21 protein-coding genes are annotated in these 19790 nt (G+C 61.6%); 7 read left to right on the top strand and 14 right to left on the bottom strand.

The window, feature by feature from the left end; all coding sequences use genetic code 11:
• Nucleotides 1-23: 23 nt before the first annotated feature.
• The 3 genes from ABIE20_RS10910 to ABIE20_RS10900 form a co-directional block, all read right to left on the bottom strand.
• Nucleotides 24-317 (bottom strand): helix-turn-helix domain-containing protein, encoded by a 294-nt coding sequence (locus ABIE20_RS10910; RefSeq protein WP_429505102.1) that lies wholly within the window; start codon nt 315-317, stop codon nt 24-26.
• A gap of 113 nt (nt 318-430) precedes the next feature.
• A complete protein-coding gene (locus ABIE20_RS10905; RefSeq protein WP_429505101.1) occupies nt 431-1096 on the bottom strand; it encodes a S24 family peptidase in 666 nt (221 codons plus the stop codon).
• 61 nt (nt 1097-1157) lie between these two features.
• Complete coding sequence (locus ABIE20_RS10900; protein ID WP_429505100.1) at nt 1158-1613, bottom strand: multidrug/biocide efflux PACE transporter; 456 nt, start codon at nt 1611-1613, stop codon at nt 1158-1160.
• A 219-nt stretch (nt 1614-1832) separates the two neighbouring features.
• Here ABIE20_RS10900 and ABIE20_RS10895 point away from each other — a divergent pair, with 219 nt between their 5' ends.
• Nucleotides 1833-2756, top strand: coding sequence for a carbon-nitrogen hydrolase family protein (locus ABIE20_RS10895; protein ID WP_429505099.1), 924 nt, complete (start codon nt 1833-1835; stop codon nt 2754-2756).
• A gap of 21 nt (nt 2757-2777) precedes the next feature.
• Here ABIE20_RS10895 and ABIE20_RS10890 read toward each other — a convergent pair whose 3' ends face one another.
• Nucleotides 2778-3689: a LysR family transcriptional regulator gene (locus tag ABIE20_RS10890; protein ID WP_045201538.1), complete on the bottom strand. Its 912-nt coding sequence runs from the start codon at nt 3687-3689 to the stop codon at nt 2778-2780.
• Nucleotides 3690-3807: 118 nt separating this feature from the next.
• Between ABIE20_RS10890 and ABIE20_RS10885 the strand changes: the two genes are divergently transcribed.
• Nucleotides 3808-5022 carry a serine hydrolase gene (locus ABIE20_RS10885; RefSeq protein WP_429505096.1) on the top strand — a complete coding sequence of 405 codons (1215 nt, stop codon included), beginning with the start codon at nt 3808-3810 and terminating at the stop codon, nt 5020-5022.
• A 25-nt stretch (nt 5023-5047) separates the two neighbouring features.
• Entirely contained in the window at nt 5048-5581 is a 534-nt protein-coding gene (locus tag ABIE20_RS10880) for an OmpA family protein (RefSeq protein WP_429505095.1), read from the top strand.
• Between the two features lie 13 nt (nt 5582-5594).
• On the opposite strand, the gene ABIE20_RS10875 is transcribed toward ABIE20_RS10880, so the two are convergent.
• Nucleotides 5595-6158 (bottom strand): hypothetical protein, encoded by a 564-nt coding sequence (locus ABIE20_RS10875; RefSeq protein WP_429505093.1) that lies wholly within the window; start codon nt 6156-6158, stop codon nt 5595-5597.
• A gap of 446 nt (nt 6159-6604) precedes the next feature.
• Complete coding sequence (locus ABIE20_RS10870; protein ID WP_429505091.1) at nt 6605-6982, bottom strand: DUF4440 domain-containing protein; 378 nt, start codon at nt 6980-6982, stop codon at nt 6605-6607.
• A gap of 129 nt (nt 6983-7111) precedes the next feature.
• Here ABIE20_RS10870 and ABIE20_RS10865 point away from each other — a divergent pair, with 129 nt between their 5' ends.
• On the top strand, nt 7112-7552 hold the full coding sequence (locus ABIE20_RS10865; protein ID WP_429505089.1) for a hypothetical protein: 441 nt from the start codon (nt 7112-7114) through the stop codon (nt 7550-7552).
• A 33-nt stretch (nt 7553-7585) separates the two neighbouring features.
• Nucleotides 7586-8719, top strand: a complete 1134-nt coding sequence (locus tag ABIE20_RS10860) for an aminotransferase class V-fold PLP-dependent enzyme (RefSeq protein ID WP_429505087.1) — start codon at nt 7586-7588, stop codon at nt 8717-8719.
• Between the two features lie 33 nt (nt 8720-8752).
• Here the strand turns inward: ABIE20_RS10860 and ABIE20_RS10855 are convergent, their stop codons facing one another.
• Together ABIE20_RS10855 and ABIE20_RS10850 are read right to left on the bottom strand one after the other, a co-directional pair.
• Nucleotides 8753-9931 (bottom strand): trans-sulfuration enzyme family protein, encoded by a 1179-nt coding sequence (locus tag ABIE20_RS10855; protein ID WP_429505085.1) that lies wholly within the window; start codon nt 9929-9931, stop codon nt 8753-8755.
• On the bottom strand, nt 9928-11310 hold the full coding sequence (locus ABIE20_RS10850; protein WP_429505083.1) for a pyridoxal-phosphate dependent enzyme: 1383 nt from the start codon (nt 11308-11310) through the stop codon (nt 9928-9930). The genes ABIE20_RS10855 and ABIE20_RS10850 overlap by 4 nt, the downstream gene beginning before the upstream one ends.
• 278 nt (nt 11311-11588) lie before the next feature.
• Between ABIE20_RS10850 and ABIE20_RS10845 the strand changes: the two genes are divergently transcribed.
• Nucleotides 11589-12047 (top strand): N-acetyltransferase family protein, encoded by a 459-nt coding sequence (locus tag ABIE20_RS10845; RefSeq protein ID WP_429505081.1) that lies wholly within the window; start codon nt 11589-11591, stop codon nt 12045-12047.
• Nucleotides 12048-12058: 11 nt separating this feature from the next.
• On the opposite strand, the gene ABIE20_RS10840 is transcribed toward ABIE20_RS10845, so the two are convergent.
• The 4 genes from ABIE20_RS10840 to ABIE20_RS10825 all read right to left on the bottom strand — a co-directional run bounded on the left by ABIE20_RS10840 (nt 12059) and on the right by ABIE20_RS10825 (nt 16695).
• Nucleotides 12059-14506 carry a TonB-dependent siderophore receptor gene (locus ABIE20_RS10840; protein ID WP_429505079.1) on the bottom strand — a complete coding sequence of 816 codons (2448 nt, stop codon included), beginning with the start codon at nt 14504-14506 and terminating at the stop codon, nt 12059-12061.
• A 110-nt stretch (nt 14507-14616) separates the two neighbouring features.
• Nucleotides 14617-15540 carry a FecR domain-containing protein gene (locus ABIE20_RS10835; protein WP_429505077.1) on the bottom strand — a complete coding sequence of 308 codons (924 nt, stop codon included), beginning with the start codon at nt 15538-15540 and terminating at the stop codon, nt 14617-14619.
• Nucleotides 15537-16052, bottom strand: coding sequence for a sigma-70 family RNA polymerase sigma factor (locus ABIE20_RS10830; RefSeq protein ID WP_429505075.1), 516 nt, complete (start codon nt 16050-16052; stop codon nt 15537-15539). Before ABIE20_RS10830 ends, ABIE20_RS10835 begins: the two co-directional genes overlap by 4 nt.
• Nucleotides 16053-16137: 85 nt before the next feature.
• Complete coding sequence (locus tag ABIE20_RS10825; RefSeq protein ID WP_429505073.1) at nt 16138-16695, bottom strand: GNAT family N-acetyltransferase; 558 nt, start codon at nt 16693-16695, stop codon at nt 16138-16140.
• A 156-nt stretch (nt 16696-16851) separates the two neighbouring features.
• On the opposite strand from ABIE20_RS10825, the gene ABIE20_RS10820 reads away from it, so the two are divergent.
• On the top strand, nt 16852-17709 hold the full coding sequence (locus ABIE20_RS10820; protein ID WP_429505071.1) for a helix-turn-helix domain-containing protein: 858 nt from the start codon (nt 16852-16854) through the stop codon (nt 17707-17709).
• Nucleotides 17710-18173: 464 nt separating this feature from the next.
• On the opposite strand, the gene ABIE20_RS10815 is transcribed toward ABIE20_RS10820, so the two are convergent.
• Both ABIE20_RS10815 and ABIE20_RS10810 read right to left on the bottom strand, forming a co-directional pair.
• Entirely contained in the window at nt 18174-19046 is an 873-nt protein-coding gene (locus ABIE20_RS10815) for a universal stress protein (RefSeq protein ID WP_429505069.1), read from the bottom strand.
• Between the two features lie 145 nt (nt 19047-19191).
• Nucleotides 19192-19755, bottom strand: a complete 564-nt coding sequence (locus tag ABIE20_RS10810; RefSeq protein ID WP_429505067.1) for a recombinase family protein — start codon at nt 19753-19755, stop codon at nt 19192-19194.
• Between the last annotated feature and the right edge of the window lie 35 nt (nt 19756-19790).

The following is a 19790-nucleotide window of genomic DNA, read 5'->3' as shown; positions in this document are numbered from 1 at the left end:
CAGCGGTGAACAGCGCGCAGGCTCTAGACCGCAGGTTTGTGATGGTGCCGGGGGGCTTCGATCTCGTCAGCCAGGCGTGGGCTGTAGCTGCGGGTGGGGATGCCGGTGAGGCGTTCGAACATCAGCGCGAACTTGACGTCCAGCGCCCGCTTGCCGGTCATGTAGGCATTGAGGGTGGTGACGCTGACCCCCATCTCGGCGGCCATGCGCCGCTGCGACACCCGCTCTGCCTGGCGTTGCCCGGCCTTGAGTGCGGCAAATGCCTTGCGCAGTGCCAGCAGCTCTTCTTCTTCCCACACCCACAGATTACCGCTCATGATTCGATCTCAGTCACACGGATTCGGTCGAGCAATCCGTTGCTGGAATCGCTACATCCTACTGCTGTTGTCTAGTGTCCATTAACCGACCAGAGCGGTCGGTTGTTTTGCCATCATACTCTTCGCGCGTTCCAAACTAGTAGCACGCGGCCATGAATGTGCAGTTTTTCCAGCGCCGCCCCCTCGATCAGCACCGGCGGATACAGCGGATTATCGGAAATCATCCGCAAGGCGCCATCGGTCAGGCGCTGCAGGCGTTTGACGAACAGGTCGCCTTCAAGGCTGAAGACATAGATGGCGTCGCTGCGCACCTCATTGATGCCACAGTCGACCAGCAGCGGGTCGCCATCGTTGAAGGTGCCGGCCATGCTGTCGCCATCGCCGCTGATGATCGCCAGATTCTGCGCGCCGGAAAAACTGATGCCCTGGCCGCGCAACCAGTCCAGGTGCACGGTCAGGTCGCGGATTACTTCGACATGGGCCGGTGGCGTATTGCCGTTGCCCATTGAGCCGCGGATGTCGAAGTGGGCGATGCTGACGAACTCGCCGCTGGCCGGTACGCCGGCCTCGCCCTGCAGTACATCCATCCAGCCCGCGGGCAGGTGCTCGGCCTGCTCGATGCGCCGGGCCACTTCATCGCCGAGGTTTTTTTCTGTGCGCAGCGACAGGATCTGGCTCAGGTGCGCCGGGCTCATGCCCCAGCGCTCGGCACAGCTGGCCTTGCGCTGGGTGCCGAGCAACTGCACCAGGTTGTGTTTACGAATCGCGTAGATATCCATGGGGTGCAGAATGCCACTATTTAGCTCGATGCTAAAGAGGGCCCCGGCGTTACTCACGCGATTACTGCACCCGCACTACGCTGGCCGGTGCGCTCATCAGGCGCTGGCGTAGCAGGTCATAGCCCCAGTTGTAGGCCATGGTGTAGGGCAGCATGAAGGCGAAGAAACCAATCTCCAGCAAGAACGCCTGCACCAGCGACACGTCGAGCATCAGCGCCGCGATCGGCACGCCGATCAGCACAAAGCCGGTTTCAAAACCGCCGGCGTGCAGGGCGCGGACCTTGACCGTACGCGCGACCCGGCTGACCGGCCAGAGGCGGTCGAAGGCCGCGTTGTACAGCATGTTCCAGATCATCGCCACGGTCGACAGCATCACCGCCAGCGCGCCCATTTCCAGCATCGAGCGGTTCAGCAGCCAGGCGCCGATCGGTGCGCAGATCAGCACGGCGATCACTTCGAAGCCGGCGGCGTGGACGATGCGCTCAGCAAAGGATTTCTGGGTGGCTTGCAGTTTCATGACTTCACCTGAAGGTGTGTTTCGGTGAGGGCATTTTCATCGCTTTTTTGCTTATTTGAAAAATAGGTTCCATCGCTAAAAGCGATGGATTGATTGGATTGCCTGGCTCAAGTGTCGATATCAGCAGCATTGATATCAGATTTAACTTTTAACGGATTGCTCGATATCAACCGCCAGAGGAGCATGCACACACCCTCCATCACCCAAGAATAACGACCCATGACCCTCTCTACTGTGGCAGCACTGCAACTGGGTTCGCACCCCGACGGCAAACAACCAACCCTGGAGGCGATTCTTGCCTACGAGGCTGAAATAAAGGCCGCTGGCGCCCAGCTGGTGGTCATGCCGGAAGCCCTGTTGGGCGGCTACCCGAAAGGCGAAACCTTCGGCACCTACATGGGCTATCGCCTGCCGGAAGGCCGCCAGGCCTTTGAGCGTTATTTTGCCAATGCCATCGATGTGCCGGGCGCCGAAACCGCCGAGCTCGCAGCGCTGGCGCAACGTACCGGCGCGCACCTGGTGGTCGGTGTCATCGAACGCAGCGGCAGTTCGTTGTTCTGCTCGGCGCTGTTCTTCTCGCCGGAGCAGGGCCTGGTGGCCAACCACCGCAAACTCATGCCGACCGGCAGCGAGCGATTGATCTGGGGCCAGGGCGACGGCTCGACCCTGCCGGTGATCGATACCCCGGTGGGCAAGATCGGCGCGGCAATCTGCTGGGAAAACCACATGCCGCTGCTGCGCACGGCGATGTACGCCAAAGGCATCGAGGTGTGGTGCGCGCCGACGGTGGACGAGCGCGACAACTGGCAAATCTCCATGCGCCATATCGCCCATGAAGGGCGCTGTTTTCTGGTCAGCGCCTGCCAGTACCAGCCGTCGCCACGCGACCTGGGTACCAGCCTGCCGCACTGGGATGACGAACGACCGCTGATGCAGGGCAACAGCGTGATCATCGGCCCCATGGGCGAGGTGATTGCCGGGCCATTGAAGCACGGCCCCGGTTTGCTGATGGCGCAGATCGATTCGGCCGAGCTGGTCAAGGCGCGGTATGACTTTGATGTGGTCGGCCACTATTCGCGCCCGGATGTCTTCACCTTGCTGGTTGATGAGCGGGCGAAAAGCTCGGTGAAGTTCCAGCAATAACGAGCGCCCTGTGTGTCCGCCTCAGGACAGGCAGAAGGTGTTGTCCACCAGCTGAATGATCAGCGACTTGACCGTTTGCAGGGTGCTGTCGTGCTTGCTGCCCACTCGCGTGCCGATTTCCAGGTCGTAGGAGGGCAGCGGCACCGGGCAGGGAAAGGTCTGCAGGGTGCTGACCCGTTCCATGGCCCGGGCGGCGTGGGTGGGCACCGTGGTGATCAGCTTCGAGCCCACCAGCAGAAACGGCACTGCGGCAAAGTGCGAAGTCGAGGCGCGGATGCTGCGCTTGTAGCCGGCCGCGTTCAGCCCCTCGTCGACGATGCCGACAAAACCGCCCGACGACACCAGCAGGTGCGGCCGCTGGGCGTAGTCTTCGGCGCTGCTGGGGATGCTGTTGTCAGCGTCGGCGATGCACAGGTAGTTGCCGCGGCCCAGGCGGTGGCGGGCAATCAGCGGCGACGACAGCCCGCCAGCCGACACGGCGATATCGATCTGATGATGCATGAGCATGTCCTGCACCAGGCCGCTGTGGGTCTGGCGGAAAAGAATGCGCAGGCCGTGCAGTTGTTCATCGATCAGCGCCACCAGGCTTTGCCCCAGGGCGATTTCGCTGTCGTCGGAGAGGCCGATGGTGATGGTCCGGCCCTTGATGTCCTTACCCGCGACCGACAACGCAAAGGCTTGCCGGCAACGATTGAGGGCCTCGCCGATCAGCGGCGCCAGCTCGTTGGCGCGCAGGGTCGGGCGCAGGCCGCGGCCGGTGCGTTCGAACAAGGGGTCGGCGTAGATTTCCCGTAGCCGCGCAAGGGCCGCACTGACCGCAGGTTGGGTCACCCCCAGGCGCAGCGCCGCGCGACTGGCGCCGCCTTCTTCGATCAGGGCGACAAACACCCGCAGCAAGTTCAAGTCGACAGAGTCGATATCAATACTGTGCATATCAGATATCTTGATAGTTGATTGATTTATAGTATAGGTCTACGCACAATCCGCGAACAAATACTTCATCAGCGTAATTGCAGTGGCTGATGAGTTGGGCTGTCGAGTTTGGGAGCGTATGAAAGGTTCAGCAGTAGTTAAGGGGTTGTTGTGTGTATTACTTGCACCGTGGTTAGTGGCGAGTGGGTCTTTTACGGTAAGTGCTGCAGACCTTGTCGCGGCACCGGGCGTCGCCGCTGAATCGTGGATGTTGATGGACTATGAAAGTGGCGAAGTCCTGGCCCAGGGTAATGCCGATGCGCGTATCGACCCTGCCAGCCTGGTGAAGATCATGAGCAGTTATGTGATCGGCCAGGCATTGCAGTCCGGCGCACTCAGCGCCAGTGACCGGGTGACTATCGAGCACGATGCCTGGGCCGCAGGCAATCCGCACTTGCAGGGCTCTTCGTTGATGTTTCTCAAGCCCGGCGACCGGGTCTCGGTACAAGACCTCAATACCGGGGTTGTGGTGCAGTCTGGCAACGACGCCTGTATTGCCCTGGCCACTTACATTGCCGGCAGCGAAAACGCCTTTGTCGACCTGATGAATGAACAGGCCGGCAAACTTGGCCTGACCAATACCCAGTTCAAGACCGTCCATGGCCTGGCCGCCGAAGGGCAATACAGCAGTGCCCGCGACATGGCGATACTCAGCCGGGCGCTGATTGCCGAGTTGCCGGCGGAGTACGCCCTGTATAAACAAAAAGCCTTCGCCTTCAACAACGTTGAGCAATACAACCGCAACCGCCTGTTGTGGAGTACCAGCCTGGATGTCGACGGCCTGAAGACCGGCAACTCCAGCGCAGGCGGCTACAGCCTGGTCACCTCGGCGCAACGTGACGGGCGCCGCCTGATTGCCGTGGTGATGGGCGCCAAGTCCGATCGGCTGCGCTTTCAGGAGTCGGAAAAACTGCTCAAGTGGGGCTTTCGCTCATTCGAGACGGTGACGCCGATCCAGGCCGATGAAGTGTTCATGAGCAAGCGGGTGTGGTTTGGCCAGACCCGCACCGTCAAGCTCAATGCCGGCGCGCAAGCGACCATCAGCGTGCCCTACGGGCACTCGGCCGAGGTGCAGGCCAGCGCCATCGTCGACACCGCCGAACTTCACGCGCCGTTGCAGGCTGGCCAGGTGGTAGGCGTGGTCAACTTCCAGGTGGGCTCAAAACACGTCGCCAGCAAGCCGCTGGTGGTGATGGAAAGCGTGGAAGAGGGCGGCTGGTTCAGCCGGGCCTGGGACTACCTGTTGCTCAAGGTGTACCAATGGCTGGGCGTGTGCCTGTTGTGCGCTGGCTAATTCCGATCCTATACAAGAGGGGCCTATGAACTGTTATCTGCGCTATATCTTGCCCGTTCTGCTGGTTCTGGCGGCGACAGGCTGCACTGACACTGGAACGTCCAGCGAACGCTCGCTGTTTGTTTCGGCTGCCGAGGTGGATTCGAACAACCAACGCGCCCTCCAGGCGCTGTCGGATGAGCCCGACGTAGCCGGCGGCCTGGTGGTGTATTTCGACACCGACAGCTCGGCGATCGAGCCGCCTTATCAGGCCAGGATTGCCTATGTGGCCAACTACCTGGTGAGCCATCCCGAAGCCGAAGTCTTTGTCGAAGGCCATACCGATGACATCGGCTCGCCCGAGCAGAACTTCGTCCTGGCCCAGGCGCGTGCCGCGATGATCGCCTACTACCTGGTCAAGTACGGCGCCTTGTACGAGCAGGTGAATGTTCACGCCTATGGCGAGCATTCACCGGTGCGCGAGGGCAGTGGCAAGGACGACTTGAAGTTCAACCGCCGGGGCGTGGTGGAGTGGGTCAGTCATGGCCACAGCCTGGGCTATGAGTTTGAGCAACAGTGAGCAGGGCTTGAGCTCAAAGCGCTTTCTTGTTTCTCACACTCCAGGCCTCGAGAAAACCGTTGGTTGGAAACACCACGGGGTGTTTATCCATCCTGACCTTCACCGGAACATCCTTGGCAAAGGCGTTGTAGATATAGTGTTGCGCGGCATCGGAGACCGGCAGGAAGATCGACACCTTGGTGCCTGGCTTTTCCTCACGGCACTCATGCAGCACCTTGATCGGCTGATCGTTGACTTCAATAAAGCCCTCATTGGTCTGCAGCTTCCCGCAGTCGACAAACTGCGTGAAGATCATTTTTGCACCCTGTTCCGTGGCATTGATGACAGCGTTGTAAACGACAACGCCGTCCTTGAAGCCCTCCGAGTTGCTCAGCGCGATCGCACTGTACGGCGCATCTTTGCTGAACTCGTTGAACAAGGCGTAGCGGTACTTATCGGTGCCAATGGTTTTCGCCAGCTTGCGACCTTCATCGGTTTGCATGTCAATGACGAAGTGCCCAGCGACAGCCTGGGAGGAAACCGCCGCCAGCAGCAGAATGCCAGGCAGGCAGAGGATTGTTTTTGCACGTGAGATCATGGAGCAGTTCCTAGCTTCGACTGACAGCCATGATATCAAATTGATGCTATTGCCTTAAGGCTGGGTTTGACTGTTAGCGCTCATTCTCGAACTCCATTAGCGTGCTTCATAGGCCCTGGGCTCTTCCTCAAGCTTACTGCGTAGCTTGAGGCTTCAGAGCAAGAATTTGTGCTGTTGAGCAGTGGCCAATGACTGCTTTCGACCCATGGCAGGCAGCGATCTAAAGCTCTGTTGTCAGTACCGACCTCATCGCCGGCAAGCCGGCTCCCACAGGAATATCGCCAGCCTTCAGGCATGCGCTGTACCTGTGGGAGCCGCGCTTGCCGGCGATGGGCCGCGAAGCGGCCCCGGTTACAGATGTCCGCTAAGGGTCGAAAGCGGTCTGTCGCGAATGGCAGCTTTCGACCCATAGCGACCACTCACCTAAGCATGGCACCAATAGCTGATCAAAATTCTGCTGCCCTTGTCGTACCCTGGTGGAATGCCATCTGCCAATCGTCTCCCAGTCGACGCCAGATGGAGCTTCTCAAAGAATCACGGGTGCCGTTCGGGCTATCGACAGTGCACCGATAGGTGGCCAGCACCACCTTTTCGGACAGGATACGAATCTGAAAATCGGTGATCTGACGCTGTACAAAATCCTGCACCAGCAAAGCGTCGATGATTTGTGACCGGTTCCAGGCGATACCCTGCGCGCCAAACTCGACGAAGTCCTGAGCCAGCAGGCGGGTCAGCATGTCGCGATCAAGTCGAGTCTTGCGTTCAAGCAGACTAACCTCCAGTGCGTGAATAACAGACTCCAGACATGCCTTCGAAATTTTCATCTAATTGACCTCCGTCTGCGATTCACCATGCCTGCAACAGGCATTGCACGACTCAACCCGGTCAAGCCGTTGTATCGGTTAGAATCCGCAGCTTATTTCAACAATGCTTGCTACACATAAGGAAGTTCCATGACAAGGATGGCTGCTGTTTTCACTTTACTGAGTTGCATGGCGTCGGCCTCGGCATCGGCGGCGTCTGATTGTCCATTTCCGCAGGGAATGCAGGCATCCATCGGTGCGTCGAAGGAAGTCATTGCGGCCCGGCAAGCGGGCGTCGCCAAGGATGATCTGCTCACGAGGATTTCCCCCGCGGCCGACGGGCAGATGTCCAAGATGCTAAAGAGTATCGTCGACGAGGTTTACGATTATCCGGCACTGCTGCCCGAGGTGTATGCCGCCTTCCGGTTCGAGCACTGCTTTGTTTCGCAGCAGCACGCTGAACAAGTGGCGGCCATGAAGTTTGCCGATGCCTATCCGCTGCTGAAGAAATGCGAACAGCTCGACCCGCAAGGGGCTCGACCGCCTTGTGCAATGCGGGTAGTGCATACGTTGACCGGAATTCCCGAGTAATACCACTGATATCTCTGCCAAAGGAGTCACTCCATGTCAAAGCTATATCCCAGTATTGATCCTGAGGGGCTGGTCGAGTACTCGGTGGTCTACACCGACCGCTCGCTCAACCACATGTCGCAGTCATTTCAAGGCGTGATGAACAACATTTCCACGACCCTTAAACAGGTCTACAACGCCCAGGCTGTTGCGGTGGTACCGGGCAGCGGCACGTTCGGCATGGAAGCGGTTGCGCGACAGTTTGCCAGCGCCCAGCAATGCCTGGTGATACGCAACGGCTGGTTCAGTTTTCGCTGGAGCCAGATCCTTGAGATGGGCAACATCCCGGCGGCCACCACGGTGCTCAAAGCCCGGCCGCTCGACGCGGGTCGTCAGGCTGCGTACGCGCCACCCCCTCTGGAGGAAGTGCTGGCAGCCATTGCGACGCACAAGCCGCAGGTTGTCTTCGCCCCTCACGTTGAAACCTCCTCAGGGATTATCCTGCCCGACGATTACCTGCGGGCCGTCGGCGACGCCGTGCATGCGGTGGGTGGCCTGTTCGTGCTGGACTGCATCGCCTCAGGCACCATTTGGGTGGATATGCACAAATGCGCAGTCGACCTGCTGATCAGCGCACCGCAAAAAGGCTGGAGTGCTTCCCCTTGCTGCGCCCTGGTGATGTTCAGCGCTTTGGCCCTCGAGCGCATCGAGCAGACGCAAAGCAGCAGCTTTGCCTGCGACCTGAAAAAGTGGCTGCAGATCATGCAGGCTTACGAGCAGGGCGGACACGCCTACCATGCAACCATGCCCAGCGATTCCCTCGCGCGATTCAGCGAAGTGATGAAAGAGATGCAAGCCTACGGGTTCGACAAGCTGCGCGGCGAGCAACAGGCTCTGGGCGATCGGGTGCGCGCAATGTTGACCGGCAAAGGCATCAAAAGCGTGGCCGCCGCCGGCTTTCAGGCCCCTGGCGTGGTGGTGAGCTACACCGATGATGGCGATATCAAGAACGGCAAGAAGTTTGCCGTCCAGGGCCTGCAGATCGCCGCGGGCGTGCCGCTGCAATGCGACGAGCCGGCCGACTTCCAGACCTTCCGCATCGGCCTGTTCGGGCTCGAAAAGCTGCACCATATCGAGCGCACGGTCAGCACCCTCGAGCAGGCACTGGACGAGGTGATGGTGAACTGAGCCCGCTCACCCAGCCACCAGCACCCCGAGCGCTCAAACCCTCGCCAGCGCCTGGGCCAGGTCACCGCGCAGGTCGTCGACATCCTCGACCCCCACCGACAAGCGCACCAGGGCATCGCCGATGCCCAGTTGCGCGCGGTTCTCTGCCGGGATGCTGGCGTGGGTCATGATCGCCGGGTGTTCGATCAGGCTTTCGACCCCGCCCAGGCTCTCGGCCAGGGCGAAGATCTGCACCGCTTCAAGAAAGCGCTTGGCGCCGGCCAGGTCGCTGTTCAAATCAAGCGAGATCATCCCGCCAAAGCCACGCATTTGCTGGCGCGCCAGCGCGTGCTGCGGGTGCGAGGCCAGGCCCGGGTAGTAAACCCGCCCCACCTGCGGCTGACGCTCAAGCCATTGCGCCAGCTCCAGGGCATTGCTGCAGTGGCGCTCCATGCGCAGGGCCAGGGTCTTCACCCCGCGCAGGGTGAGGAAGGCGTCGAACGGCCCGGCAATCGCGCCCACCGAGTTCTGTAAAAAGCCCAGGCGCTCGGCCAGTTGCGGGTTGTTGCCGACCACGGCGATGCCGCCGATCACGTCTGAGTGGCCGTTGAGGTACTTGGTGGTCGAGTGCAGGACGATATCGAAGCCCAGCTCCAGCGGGCGCTGCACCCACGGGCTGGCAAAGGTGTTGTCGGCCACGCAGATGATGCCGCGCGCACGGCAGATGCGCGCGACTGCGGCAAGGTCGGTCAGGCGCAGCAAGGGGTTGCTCGGGGTCTCGACCCAGACCATGCGCGTGTCGGCCTCAAGCGCCGCTTCGAATGCGCTCAGGTCGGCCAGGTCGACGAAGCTGAAGCGATGCCCGGCGCTGCGCCGGCGCACTCGCTCGAACAGGCGGAAGGTACCGCCGTACAAGTCATTGCCCGAGACCACGTGGGCGCCGGCGTCGAGCAGCTCGAGCACGTTGGCGATCGCTGCCAGCCCGGAGGCGAAGGCGAACGCCTGGGTGCCGCCCTCAAGGTCGGCCACGCAGCGCTCCAGCGCCCAGCGCGTGGGGTTGTGCGAGCGGCCGTAATCGAGGCCCTTGTGCACCCCGGGGCTCTGTTGCAAATAGGTGGAGTTGGCGTAGATCGGCGGCATCAATGCCCCGGTGGACGGGTCTGGCGCCTGCCCGGCATGGATCACGCGGGTGGCGAAGGCGCGGGGCGCGCCGCTTTCATCGTGCTGGCTCATGGTAAGGACCTGCGTAGGTGATTGAGCAAATCGACACGGGTAATCACGCCGTGAAAGCCCGCAGCGTCTTCAATGATCGCCACCAGCCCACGGTCGAGCTCGGCCTGCAGCTGCGCCAGGCTGGCGCCGGGGGCCAGGGTTTCCAGCTTGAGCTTGTCGGTCATCGCGCTGGCCACGCTCAGGTGAAAGTGCGAAGCGTCCTGGTGCACGCCGAGCAGGATGTCGGACTCGTCGATCACCCCGACCAGCTTCTGCCCGTTGACCAGCACCGGCAGTTGCGAGACATCGGCCAGGCGCATGCGCTGAAAGGCGGTGAGCAGGGTGTCGTCGGGGCCGACGCTGATTACCCGGCCATCCTCGAAACGCCGCGCGATCAGGTCGCGCAAGTCGCCATAGCGCTTGCGCGCCAGCAGGCCCTGGTCGGTCATCCACTGGTCGTTGTAGACCTTGGACAGGTAGCGGGTGCCGGTATCGCAAACAAAACTGACCACCCGCTTCGGTTCGGTTTGCTCGCGGCAGTAGCGCAGCGCGGCCGCCAGCAAGGTGCCGGTCGACGAGCCGCCGAGAATGCCTTCGGCGCGCAGCAGTTGGCGGGCGTGATCGAAGCTTTCTTCATCGCTGATCGAGTAGGCCTGGCGCACGCTGGAAAGGTCGGCAATTGACGGGATGAAGTCCTCGCCGATGCCCTCGACCGCCCAGGAGCCGGGAGTGCCGAGGGTGGCGCTGCGGCTGTATTCAGCGACCACCGAACCGACCGGGTCGGCCAGTATCATCGCCAGGTTCGGCTGCAGGCGGCGAAAGAAGCGGGTCAGCCCGGTCAGGGTACCGGCCGAGCCGACGCCGACGACGATGGCATCGACATCATGCTGGGTTTGCGCCCAGATCTCCGGTGCGGTGCTGCACTCATGGGCCAGCGGGTTGGCCGGGTTGTTGAACTGGTCGGCGAAGAACGCATCGGGAATTTCCTGTGCCAGCCGCGCGGCGACATCCTGGTAATAGTCGGGATGGCCCTTGCCGACGTCCGAGCGGGTGATGTGCACTTCGGCGCCCATGGCCTTGAGGTGCAGGACTTTCTCGGTGGACATCTTGTCGGGCACCACCAGCACCACCCGGTAGCCCTTGGCACCGCCGACCAGGGCCAGGCCCAGGCCGGTATTGCCGGCGGTGGCCTCGACGATGGTGCCGCCGGGGCGCAGGCGGCCATCGCGCTCGGCGGCGTCGATCATCGCCAGGCCGATGCGGTCCTTGATCGAACCGCCGGGGTTCTGTGATTCGAGCTTGAGAAACAGCGTGCACAGGCCGGTATCGAAGCGGCTGACACGCACCAGCGGCGTATTGCCGATCAGTTCGAGCACGGCCGGGCGGGAGTCGTTCGCCATGGAGTCACCTCGCTGGGCAGGTAAAGCCTCGCATGGAACATAGGCCGGGATTGCAACCGCCGCAACCGTGTGCAGCCAGCCGGTACATCAGCCGGCGCCCGGATGGCGAGCGCTTCGCGCTCGATCGCGGGTCTAGCCCGCTCCCACAGGCTCAAGGCAGGCTTGCCAGCACTTCTTGGTGGCAAGTGGTCTGCTTGGCAAGCAAAAACTGGATGGTTTAACCAAGCCATTGTCGCGCTATAAATCGCTGCAGTTTCTACCGTCACTAAGGATTGGCCATGACCGCAGCACATCCCGTTGTATCGATTCGCCCCGTCGCGCAAAACGACTTCAAGCAATGGTGCGCGCACTGGGCCCAGTATCAGGCGTTCTACAAGGTCGACATCGGCATGCCGACCACCCAGACCACCTGGGCGCGCTTCTTCGACAGCCGCGAACCTGTGCATTGCGCGGTGGCCGCCGACGGCGAGCAGGTCCACGGCTTCGTCCATTTCGTCTTCCACCGCTCGACCTGGGGCCGCAATGACTTTTGCTACCTCGAAGACCTGTACGTCTGCCCAAGCGTACGCGGCCAGATGCTCGGCAAGCAGCTGATCGAGTACGTGCAAGGGCAAGCGCGGGAGCAGCACTGCGACCGGCTGTACTGGCACACCCAGGAGTCCAATCACACTGCCCAACGGCTTTATGACTGGATTGCCGAAAAGCCTGGGGTTATCGAGTACCGGATGGCGTTGTAGGCGCCTCGATTTCAGAAGCTGTACTTGGTAGAGAGCATCACATTGCGCGGTTCACCGTAGTAGCCACTGAAGAAGGTGGTGTCCAGGGCGCTGATGTACTTCTTGTCGAACAGGTTGTTGACGTTGAGGGTGGCGGCTAGCTGATCGGTCAGTTGGTAGCGGGCCATCAGGTTGACCACGGTGAACTGCTCCTGCCTGGCCTTGACGGTGCCCATTGCGGTGCTTGGGGTCACGGTGATGTGGGTGCCACTCTGCCAGTTGGCACCGCCACCGACGGTCAGGCGGTTGAAGTCGCCAGGCAGGCGGTAGGTGGTCCACAGCTTGAGCATGTTGGCCGGCGCTTCGGTATTGATGCGCTGGTCGTCGGCGTCTTCGGTGAGGCTGTGGTTGTAGCTGGCGGCGAGGTTCCAGTCTGGTAGCAGCTCGCCGTTGGCTTCGATCTCGAAGCCGCGGGTGGTGGCGCCGCTGACGGCCTTGTAGGCCGCCGAGGTGGTGCCGGGGATGACCTGGCCGGGGTCGATCACCGCGAGGTTGTCCTGCTTGATTTCATACGCCGCGATGCTGGTGTTCAGGCGGCCGCCGAAGAACTCGCTCTTCAGGCCGATTTCATAGTTGTCGCCCTCGCGCGGCTCGAGGGTCGCCCCGCTGGCGTCGCGCACGCTCTGGGGCTTGTAGATGCTGGTGTAGCTGGCATATACCGAATGAATGTCGTTGAGGTCGTAGACCACGCCGGCGTAGGGCGTGACCACGCCGCTCTCGCGGTACTGGGTGTTGCGGTTGCTGTTGGGGGTCAGCACGTATTCCATGTCGTAGTTGTATTTGTAATCGCTGGCGCGGGCGCCGAGGATGATCGACAGCGCGTCGGTCGGGCGCAGGCGCGTGGCGATGTAGCTGCCGCTCTGGTAGATGGTGGTGTCGCCGTCATACAGCTTGCCGTTGCTGGTGTTCGGCTGTTTGGTGTAGTTGTCCCAGTCGTAGAAATTGACCGAGGTGCCTTCGATGGCGGTGCCGCGCAGGGGCGAGTGGCGGTTTTCGTAGCGGGAGAAGTTGTAGCCGACGATCAGCTCATGCTGGCGGCCGAACAACTGGAATGGCCCCTGGGCCTGAACGTCCAGCCCGGTCTGTTTCTGCCAGGTGCTGCCGGCGCCACCGTACAGGCGCACCCCGGCGCCGGTGTTGATGTCGGGAAAGCCCCAGCTGGCGGTGGCCAGCTTGTAGTCATCGCGGTTGATGTACATCTGGTTGACGGCCACCTTCAGGCTCCAGTCGTAGCCCAGCTTGTGTTCGAGGCTGGCGAAGGTGTTGAGGACATCCTGGGGGTTGCTGCTCCAGCGTGCGGCGCTGTTGGTCGAGCGCGAAAAATCGGTTTGCTGGCCGTTGCTGTAGAACAGCGGGAAGGCCACTGAGGACGAACCTTGCGGGTTGTTCTTCTGGTAGTCGGCGCCGACTGTGAGCAGGGTGCTGTCGCTCAGGTCCGCTTCAAGGATGCCGTAGAAAATCTGCTTTTCCTGGGAATAGTGGTCAACGTAGCTGTTGTTCTGCTGATAGGCCGCGACCATGCGCCCGCGCAGGTTGCCGGTCGGGGTCAGCGGGCCGGACAGGTCGAGTTCGGTGCGGTACTTGTCCCAGGAGCCCAGGCCTGCCGTGAAGTGGCCCTTGAAGTCGGCGGTGGGGCGCTTGCGCACCATGTTGATGGTCGCCGAAGGGTCGCCGGCACCGGTCATCAGGCCGGTGGCGCCACGCAGCACTTCGACGCGGTCGTAGATCGCCATGTCGGCAAGGCTTTGTGCCGAGACCTGGCTGACGATGTCGAGCGTGGTGGGAATGCCGTCGAACTGGTAATTGTCGACACTGTAGCCACGCGCGTAGATGTTGAAGCGTTCGCTGCCCAGGCTCTGCACCGAAAGGCCTGGGGTCTGCTTGAGCACTTCGGTGAGATCGTTGAGGCCCTGATCGTCCATGCGCTGACGGGTGACCACGCTGATCGACTGCGGTGTTTCGCGCAGCGACAGCGGCAGTTTGGTGGCGGTACTGGTGATGCCGGTGGTGTACGAGCCGCTGCCTTCAGTGGTGGCGCCCAGGCCGGCGGCGTTGATGCTGGTGGCGCCGAGTTCCACGGCGGCGCTGTTGTCAGCCTTAGCCAGCACATAGCGCTTGTCGCCAGCCTGCACCACGCGCAAGCCACTGCCTTGCAGCAGCCTGGCAAAGCCCTGGTCCAGTTCAAAATCGCCCTGCAAACCCGGCGATGACAGCCCGGCGGTGTCTTCGGAACTGAAGGTAATCATCACACCGTTGGCTGCGGCGAACTGGCTCAGCGCAACCGACAGGCTGCCGGCGGGGATGTCGTAGGCCTGCGCTTTGGCCCAGACCGGCGTCAGCGCCAGCAGCGAGCCGGACAAGCCCAGGGCAAGCGCCGCGCGGTGGATGCTGCGGCCGAGAAAAGACGGTTGGAAGGACATGCAAAGGTTCCTGTTCGGGTTGGCAGGGGCTGCGTCTGATGCGCACGTGCAGGAAGAGCCGAAACAGGAATGAAAATCTGTTACCCAAAAGTTGAAAATATTTTTCACCCTCAGGCCGTGCGGCTTTCCACCCGCACCCAGTAGCGCGTTACCCGTCGCAGTTGCACGGGCAGGGAGGCCTCAAGGTTGGCCAGTACCGCCTCGCTGTCATCCAGCAAAAAGGTGCCGGAAAGGCGCAGGTCGGCCACATCGGCGGCGCAGCCCAGGTAGCCATGGCGATAGCGCGAGAGCTCGGCGAGCAGGTCTTGTAGCCGCCAGTCGATCGCCACCAGCAGGCCGCGGGTCCAGGCCGAGGCCTGTGCCGGCGCGCGCTGCACGGGGCCAACACGGTCGGCGGCGAAGCTCAATGTGTGTCCGGCATCAACGCGCACGGCTTGCGCGGTTGCCAGGCGTGGACGCACCTCGACGGCGTGGGCCTCGACGCTCACCCGGGTGACGCCATCGCCTTGGCGCACGGTAATGCGCGTGCCCAGGGCGAGAATTTGGCCTTCGCTACTCTGTACGCTCAGGGGCCGGGCGTCCTTGGCGGTTTCGACGAGGATTTCGCCCTGGCGCAGGATGATCAGCCGTTGTTGCTGATCGAAGCGCACATCGACCCGGGTATCGGTGTCGAGTACCAGTCGGCTGCCATCGGCGAGGCTCAGGCTACGTCGTTGTCCCACCCGCGTGGCGTAGTCCGCGCGCCAGGGCGAAGCCTGGTAACCCTGCCAGCCGAGCACCCCGGCACCGAGCAACAGGGCAAAGGTTTTCAGCGTCGCCCGTCGCCCTTGGCGGGCCCGTTCGAGGGTGCTGGAGGCGAGGGCGCTCGGCGCCTGGGTCAGGCGTTGCTGCAGTTGTTCGATACGCTTCCAGGCCGCGGCGTGTTGCGGGTCGGCGGCCAGCCAGGCCTGCCATTGGCTGCGGGTCGCTTCGCTGACGGTGCTTTCGTGCAGGCGCACATACCAGTCCACCGCCTGGGCAAGAATGCTGTTCATGCCTCATCCAGCAGCAGGCAGTGCATCAGCGCACTGGCCAGATGCTTGCGCACCGTAGTCACCGAGACCCCGAGCCGTTCGGCGGTTTTCTCGTAAGTGAGCCCGTCCAGTTGCACGGCAAGGAAGACCTGCCGGGTGCGCGCACCGAGCCCGTCGAGCATGCGGTCGATGGCCATCAGGCTGTCGAAGATCAACGCCCGCGCCTCGGCCGATGGCGCGTGCACCTCGGGGCGCAGCGCCAGGGCTTCAAGGTAGGCTTGTTCGAGGCTGCGGCGCCGGTAGAGGTCAATTACCAGGCCACGGGCGATGGTCGCCAGGTAGCGTCGAGGCTCGTGCAAGGTCCCCGAGGTACGCGCCACCAGCACGCGCACGAAGGTGTCCTGGGCCAGGTCCGCTGCATCGGCCGAGTTGTTCAGACGCTTGCGCAACCAGCCACGCAGCCAGCCGTTGTAATCCTGGTAAAGCGTCTGCAGGTGTTCATGGCGCTCTGCATCACAGCCTGGTGTGGACATCCCGCTCTCTCAACGACAACCAATGCGAATAGGAATTTGTCGCGATTGTAAGAGAGACAGAGGCCGCAGGGAAGCGCTGCCGTTTTCAGCGGCCTGCCGGTTGGTTCTGTTCCAGCCACTGCGGGTAAGTGATGCAACTGATGTGTTCGGTCCGATAGTCCTGCAGGAACGGGTTGTACTTGTTCTCTTCGGTGTGGTGATGGCGAAAGCCACATTTGGACTGGGCGGCAAACGACTGGCTGTTGTTGGCAAAGTAGCCGCACCACAACGCCTTGAGCTTGAGGGTTTCGAAGCCATGGCGCATCACTTCGCGCACGGCCTCCGGAACCAGGCCCTGGCCCCAGTACGGTACCCCGATCCAGTAGGCGATTTCGCCTTCCTGCTCACTGATCTCGAAGTTGCTGTTGGCGCCGATGAGAATGCCGACGCAACCCACCGCCCGCTGGTTGTCCTTGAGTTGCAGCGCGTACACCTCGGGGTAACTGAACACGCTGCGAATGATCTGGGCACTGTGCTCGACACTGGTGTGCGGGGGCCAGCCGGCGATGGGGCCAACGCGCTCGTCGCTGGCGTATTCGTACAAGTCGGCGGCATCGTCGGCGTGCCAGGGGCGCAGCAGCAGCCGTGGTGTTTCCAGTCTCATGTGCTGTTCTCGGGGTGGCTTGATTCAGGTGAGACACGGTAGTGGCAAGCGGCTGATCGGCAAACAGCAGTACCTCGGCACTTTCGGTACTTTTCGAAACTCCATGGCCTGGCGTGATAGGCTCAAGCCTCTTGTACCGGGTTGCCGTGGGCCACTATGCAGCACATTCCCAAACTTTATGCGCCTGACGAGCCGCTGCGCCTGGGCGACACCACCCTTGCCGAAGGGGTTGGGCTGCCGCTGGCGTTCGGGCATGCCTACATCACGCTGCTGGTGTGCCTGTCAGGACGTGCCTGCTTCACCCTCAACTTCAACGAGCATGCGGTCCGGCGCGGCGATGTGCTGGTGCTGGCCGAAGACAGCATTGCCTTGCTCAAGCGTCGTTCACGCGGCTTCAGGGTGTTTTACTGCCTGATGCCCAAAGGCTTTGCCGCGGAGGTTGCCTACCCGCTGCCCAACCCCTTGTTCGTGTTTCTGCATGACCATCCCCACTGCATACCGGCCAGGGCAGAACGGCCGCTGCTGGATGGATGGCTGATGCACATGCGTGATATTGCCCACAGCTGTGCCGGCTACCGGCACATCATGCTGCGCAACCAGTTGCAGACCTTCTTTTTGAAGATTGCCGAACAACTGCCCAGCCTGGAAAAAGGCCGCAGGGAATTTAGCCGCAAAGAGATGCTCAGTTGGCGTTTCTGGGAACTGATCGGCAAACACTGCCAGCGCCACCGCGACGTGAAGTTCTATGCCGACGCGCTCAGCATCACGCCGTTCTACCTGTCACAGCTCACCAGGGCGTTTTTCAACGACAGCCCCAAAGGCCTGATCGACCGGCAAGTGACCCTGGAGATCAAGGCGCTGCTTTCATACAGCGACCTTGCGATCGGGCAAATCGCAGACAGGCTCAACTTTGCTGACGCGTCTTACCTGTGCCGCTACTTCAAGCGCAAAACCGGCGTGTCGCTGACGGGTTATCGAAGGCATGAGCAGGAAGAGGGTGGCGACCCGCGATGAGGCCAGTACAGCCAGCACATCAGGTGGCGCCTGGATCACGACCGCTTCGCGCTCGATCGCCGGCAAGGCCAGCTCCCACCGGGCTCCGTGTACGCCGATCCGTTGTGTGAGCCGGCGTTGCCGGCGATGAGGCCGGTGCAGTCAGCACATCAGATGTGGCTGGATCACGACCGCTTCGCGCTCGATCGCCGGCAAGGCCAGCTCCCACCGGGCTCCGTGGACGCCGATCCATTGTGGGAGCCGGCTTTGCCGGCGATGAGGCCGGTGCAGTCAGCACATCAGGAGTGGCTGAATTGCGACCGCTTCGCGCTCGATCGCCGGCAAGGCCAGCTCCTACAGGTCCGGTGCATGCAGTCCATATTGTGTGGCCGGCCTTGCCGGCGATGAGGCCAGTACAGTCAGCACATCAGATGTGGCTGGATCACGACCGACTCCCACAGGGTCGGTGTATACCAGCCTGCAACCTACAACGACACCAACACATCACACTGCGATTCGTTCAGCACATGCTTGGTCACGCTACCGATCAACAACTCTTCCACCGCGCTGTCCCCCTGTTTGCCGATCACGATCAGGTCGCAGTCAAGCTCCTGCTCTTTCTCGACAATACGCCAGGCCGGGTCGCCGTGCACCACGACTTGCCGTGCGTCGCTCACCCCGGCCGCTTCACTCAAGGCCGCGAGCTGTTGCACGGCATCTTTCTTGATGACATTGCGGTAGTGGGTGAGGGTGTCCTGGTCGATGTGGGCGAAGCGCATGCTGCTTTCGAAGGGCGCTTCGTACACATGCAGGAGGATGATCTCGGCCTGCGGGGCCACTGCTTTGGCCATCTCGATGGCGCGCAGCGATGAAGGCGAAAAATCCACCGGCACCAGCACGCTGCGGTAAGCATCGCGCGGTGCCTGCTTGACCACCAGCATTGGGCAGAGCATACGGTTGAGCATGCGTTGCACGGTCGAACCCAGCAGGCGCCGGGCAAGGCTCTGGCCCTTCGCTCCACACACCAGCAAGTTGCTGCGTTTGTCTTGCACCACACGGGTGATTTCCGCTACCACCGAACCGGGTGCCACCTGCACGCCCGCGCTGATCTCATAGCGCTCGAACAGCATCGTAGCCAGGGCGTGAACGTTTTCTCCGGCGGTTTCCAGCACCCGATTCAACAAGTCTTCATCCGGCACCAGCACCTGCTTCAAACGCTCGTACGGCGCAGGATTGGCGACATAGAGCAGATCCAGCGCTGCATGCTGGGCCTTGCTCAATAGCGCAGCGCGCTCTGCCGCATTGCGCGCAGAAGAGGACAGGTCGGTGGCTACCAGTACGTGGTTCAGCGGGCTCATTGGGGGCTCCTTATGCAATGCCGTGCGCAGGGATCGAGGATCGATCCGTTCCTTGCTTGCCGCCATCGTCTCGCGAACCCGGGCTGGCGGCTTGATTTGGGTCAAAGGAGTGGGGGAGGCGCGGCGGGTGCCTGAACAGCTCTCCCTATGTAGATCGCAAGTACCGATACAGCGTCTGTCGACTGATTTCAAAATCGCGCGCCAATTTAGATTTACTTTCGCCAGCGCTGGCGCGGTCAATTAAACTTACAACCTGATTGTCAGACAGTTTCTTCTTGCGACCTCTGTATAACCCTCGGTTTTTTGCCGCCGCAATACCGGCGGCCTGTTTTTCTCTGGCTGCTGCGCGCTCAAACTCTGCCAGCGCTTCCATGACCGTAATAATCGGCTCCACAACGTCCAAACAGTCATGGCGCAAAATAAGGTTTTCGCTCAAGAACTCCAGGGTTACCTGCTTTGCAATCAACCGGCGAATGAGGGTGCACAGCTGCTCGGTACTGGAACTGAGCGATGCCATGCTGTCGACTACCACAGTATCCCCGCACTGTAAGTAGCGAATTAGCCTTTCAAGGCCTGCGCGATTGGCGGCATCGTCTGTAGTTTCATCGAAAAACACGGCGTCAAATACATCATGGCGGGTTGTTTTCTCTACGCTGCCCTCGGGTGCTGGAAGAGAGAGCCGGAAATATTTGATGCGATGCAATCTCATGGTGCCTCCTTGGCAATACTTGTACACCGTCGTTG

Source organism: Pseudomonas sp. 2835, from assembly GCF_050435905.1.
In the GTDB taxonomy this organism is placed as follows: domain Bacteria; phylum Pseudomonadota; class Gammaproteobacteria; order Pseudomonadales; family Pseudomonadaceae; genus Aquipseudomonas.
Note: the sequence above shows the minus strand (reverse complement) of the source record. Positions and strands in the feature narration are given on the sequence as shown.

Coding starts and splice junctions, on each gene's coding strand:
- ABIE20_RS10820 (WP_429505071.1), top strand. CDS start 16,852: ATGCAGCACATTCCCAAACTTTATGCGCCTGACGAGCCGCTGCGCCTG.
- ABIE20_RS10885 (WP_429505096.1), top strand. CDS start 3,808: ATGAAAGGTTCAGCAGTAGTTAAGGGGTTGTTGTGTGTATTACTTGCA.
- ABIE20_RS10870 (WP_429505091.1), bottom strand. CDS start 6,982: ATGAAAATTTCGAAGGCATGTCTGGAGTCTGTTATTCACGCACTGGAG.
- ABIE20_RS10830 (WP_429505075.1), bottom strand. CDS start 16,052: ATGTCCACACCAGGCTGTGATGCAGAGCGCCATGAACACCTGCAGACG.
- ABIE20_RS10895 (WP_429505099.1), top strand. CDS start 1,833: ATGACCCTCTCTACTGTGGCAGCACTGCAACTGGGTTCGCACCCCGAC.
- ABIE20_RS10875 (WP_429505093.1), bottom strand. CDS start 6,158: ATGATCTCACGTGCAAAAACAATCCTCTGCCTGCCTGGCATTCTGCTG.
- ABIE20_RS10890 (WP_045201538.1), bottom strand. CDS start 3,689: ATGCACAGTATTGATATCGACTCTGTCGACTTGAACTTGCTGCGGGTG.
- ABIE20_RS10855 (WP_429505085.1), bottom strand. CDS start 9,931: ATGAGCCAGCACGATGAAAGCGGCGCGCCCCGCGCCTTCGCCACCCGC.
- ABIE20_RS10835 (WP_429505077.1), bottom strand. CDS start 15,540: ATGAACAGCATTCTTGCCCAGGCGGTGGACTGGTATGTGCGCCTGCAC.
- ABIE20_RS10860 (WP_429505087.1), top strand. CDS start 7,586: ATGTCAAAGCTATATCCCAGTATTGATCCTGAGGGGCTGGTCGAGTAC.
- ABIE20_RS10850 (WP_429505083.1), bottom strand. CDS start 11,310: ATGGCGAACGACTCCCGCCCGGCCGTGCTCGAACTGATCGGCAATACG.
- ABIE20_RS10910 (WP_429505102.1), bottom strand. CDS start 317: ATGAGCGGTAATCTGTGGGTGTGGGAAGAAGAAGAGCTGCTGGCACTG.
- ABIE20_RS10825 (WP_429505073.1), bottom strand. CDS start 16,695: ATGAGACTGGAAACACCACGGCTGCTGCTGCGCCCCTGGCACGCCGAC.
- ABIE20_RS10840 (WP_429505079.1), bottom strand. CDS start 14,506: ATGTCCTTCCAACCGTCTTTTCTCGGCCGCAGCATCCACCGCGCGGCG.
- ABIE20_RS10865 (WP_429505089.1), top strand. CDS start 7,112: ATGACAAGGATGGCTGCTGTTTTCACTTTACTGAGTTGCATGGCGTCG.
- ABIE20_RS10900 (WP_429505100.1), bottom strand. CDS start 1,613: ATGAAACTGCAAGCCACCCAGAAATCCTTTGCTGAGCGCATCGTCCAC.
- ABIE20_RS10845 (WP_429505081.1), top strand. CDS start 11,589: ATGACCGCAGCACATCCCGTTGTATCGATTCGCCCCGTCGCGCAAAAC.
- ABIE20_RS10880 (WP_429505095.1), top strand. CDS start 5,048: ATGAACTGTTATCTGCGCTATATCTTGCCCGTTCTGCTGGTTCTGGCG.
- ABIE20_RS10815 (WP_429505069.1), bottom strand. CDS start 19,046: ATGAGCCCGCTGAACCACGTACTGGTAGCCACCGACCTGTCCTCTTCT.
- ABIE20_RS10905 (WP_429505101.1), bottom strand. CDS start 1,096: ATGGATATCTACGCGATTCGTAAACACAACCTGGTGCAGTTGCTCGGC.
- ABIE20_RS10810 (WP_429505067.1), bottom strand. CDS start 19,755: ATGAGATTGCATCGCATCAAATATTTCCGGCTCTCTCTTCCAGCACCC.